This is a genomic window from Oleiphilus sp. HI0061 (genome assembly GCF_001635675.1).
On sequence record NZ_LWFE01001328.1, the window covers coordinates 1 to 1,883 of the forward strand.

Annotated in this window: 4 protein-coding genes; 2 read left to right on the forward strand and 2 right to left on the reverse strand. The window is 40.7% G+C overall.

The window, feature by feature from the left end; all coding sequences use genetic code 11:
* The coding region (locus A3735_RS29160; RefSeq protein ID WP_197485961.1) for a transposase zinc-binding domain-containing protein at positions 1–316 on the reverse strand (316 nt) is incomplete at its 3' end.
* Positions 317–592: 276 nt separating this feature from the next.
* On the opposite strand from A3735_RS29160, the gene A3735_RS20965 reads away from it, so the two are divergent.
* Together A3735_RS20965 and A3735_RS20970 are read left to right on the forward strand one after the other, a co-directional pair.
* Positions 593–850: a DUF4160 domain-containing protein gene (locus A3735_RS20965; RefSeq protein WP_068511393.1), complete on the forward strand. Its 258-nt coding sequence runs from the start codon at positions 593–595 to the stop codon at positions 848–850.
* Between the two features lie 6 nt (positions 851–856).
* Positions 857–1,111, forward strand: coding sequence for a DUF2442 domain-containing protein (locus A3735_RS20970; RefSeq protein WP_068510406.1), 255 nt, complete (start codon positions 857–859; stop codon positions 1,109–1,111).
* A 55-nt stretch (positions 1,112–1,166) separates the two neighbouring features.
* Here A3735_RS20970 and A3735_RS20975 read toward each other — a convergent pair whose 3' ends face one another.
* Positions 1,167–1,736: a tyrosine-type recombinase/integrase gene (locus A3735_RS20975; protein WP_156497766.1), complete on the reverse strand. Its 570-nt coding sequence runs from the start codon at positions 1,734–1,736 to the stop codon at positions 1,167–1,169.
* Positions 1,737–1,883: the final 147 nt, after the last annotated feature.

The window sequence follows — 1,883 nt, forward strand, 5'->3', positions numbered from 1 at the left end:
GCGCGGCACTCTCCGCCATCCGGCGGGCACCACAGCTGGGGCAGAACCCTCTGCGCTTGCAGCTAAATGCCACCAATCGTTCATGATGGCAATCCTCGCAGCGGACACGCAAAAAGCCATATTCCAGCCGACCACATTGGAGAAAATCTTCGAACTCTCTCTGAACGTAACGAGGCAAGCTTTGTCCCTGACCCTCCAACGAGGACTTAAAGACAGGATAATGTTCCTGAACCAATTGATAGAGGAACGTCTTTTCGGGCTGATGGCGTTCATAGTATGGTGCTTGACTCGCCCAGACATTCCTTGCCGGTGACATGAGTATCCCTCTTGATACTGTTTATGCATACAGCATATAGAAGAAGCTTCACTTAGCGAATATTGGCCGTAATTTTGTAAAAACAGTCCAACTGTTATGTCCGCTTATCTCACTTTCCAGAAGTAACCGATCAGATCAATATTGGCCAAAAAATCTTTGTTTATCGATCAGTCATGAAGGTCCGTTTTGCGGACGTCATTGGCATCTGTTTAAAAAATACGGTAAATACTAAAGTTTGACGATATAATAGAGAAAATTTATAGACTGGAGCGGTGGATGCCGGTAATAAGTAGGTTTTATGGAATATTGATCGCAATGTATTTTAACGATCATAACCCTCCGCATTTTCATGCAAAGTACTCAGGGTATGAGGCTCTATTTAACTTTGATGGAGAAATCATCGAAGGTGAATTGCCTAACAGAGCTATCAAATTCGTTCAAGAATGGATTTCATATCACCTAACTGAGTTAGAAGAAAATTGGGACAAAGCTCGCTCTGGCGAACCTTTGAATTACATAGCACCGTTGGAGTAACAAATTATGCTTCATATTAAATCAGCAAAGCACGTTTCCGACTTTACACTTTGGGTTGCTTTTGATGATGGCACTTCAGGCAATATTGACTTAAAAGGAGCTTTGGAAGGTACCGTCTTTTTACCATTAAAAGATGTAGCTGTTTTTTCTAAAGTTTCAGTTGATCCTGAGCTAGAGACTGTGGTTTGGCCTAATGGTGCAGACCTTGCTCCTGAGTTCTTAAAAGACCTACACCAAAAACAAAACCAAGTTCACAACTGAATATTGGTATCTCTGACAGGTAGCTACTTTTTAGTATCCACCTGTTGGAAAATATCTACACCTGGATTCGTTCGGCAAGATCAAGCGCATCATCTACTTCAACTCCAAGATACCTTATAGTACTGTCGATTTTTGAGTGCCCTAGCAATATCTGAATAGCTCTAAGATTCTTTGTTTCACGATAAATAATTGAAGCTTTTGTTCGCCTCATTGAGTGAGTGCCATAAGCTGCCTTATCTAAACCAATACTGGAAACCCATGAGTCAACAATTCGAGCATATTGTCTAGTAGATAGATGCTCTGATTTCTTACACCGACTTTGAAATAAGAAATCGTTAAAACCTAAATGCTGAATCTCAATCAGTTTATTTAAGGTCGTTTTTGTCTTCGCTGTAATTTCAAATTGAACAGGTGTTTTCGTTTTTTTCTGAATGATTTGTGCGCGTGATTGAATACCATCGCCATGACTTATGTCACTGACTGACAGTCTGACAAGATCACAACTTCGAAGCATGCTATCAATTGCTAGGTTGAAAAGAGCTAGGTCTCTGATACTTTGTAAGCGTCTAGCCAAGCACACATAATACCAAACCCAACAATTAATTACGCTAGTTCCAAAATTCACAAGGAACTAGCACATGACTAAAAAGAACACCAAGAAAGCCAAACACGACTGGCCAAGTATCTTCGATTATCAAAAAGAGAGCGGGTTAACGGTTGCAGAATTCTGCTCCATACATAAAATCAGCACCTCTTCGTTCTACCTCAATAA

What these genes read in the sequence shown, in the direction of transcription:
- A3735_RS20965 (WP_068511393.1), top strand. Translation starts at nt 593, where the DNA reads ATGCCGGTAATAAGTAGGTTTTATGGAATATTGATCGCAATGTATTTT.
- A3735_RS20970 (WP_068510406.1), top strand. Translation starts at nt 857, where the DNA reads ATGCTTCATATTAAATCAGCAAAGCACGTTTCCGACTTTACACTTTGG.